A 266-nucleotide genomic window follows, 5' to 3' on the forward strand; every position below is an offset into this window, starting at 1 on the left:
CAATAATATAGTCGGCAAGTTTTATTACGTCAAGATTGTGCTCGATGACGATTACCGTGTTGCCGCGGTCAACGAGCTTTTGAAGAACATTCATCAATATGCGTATATCCTCGAAATGAAGCCCTGTTGTTGGTTCGTCGAGTATGTAAATAGTCTTGCCCGTATCGCGCTTGCTTAGTTCCGTAGCGAGTTTTACGCGCTGGCTTTCGCCGCCTGAAAGGGTTGTTGAGGGTTGTCCGAGCTTGATGTATCCCAATCCTACGTCC

General features: G+C 47.0%; 1 pseudogene. It reads right to left on the bottom strand.

Annotated features, from left to right (window positions below):
- Positions 1-266: pseudogene (locus H6A07_RS09805) on the bottom strand (hypothetical protein); the annotation flags it as partial.

This window comes from Olsenella uli (assembly GCF_016899935.1).
Lineage (GTDB): Bacteria > Actinomycetota > Coriobacteriia > Coriobacteriales > Atopobiaceae > Thermophilibacter > Thermophilibacter uli_B.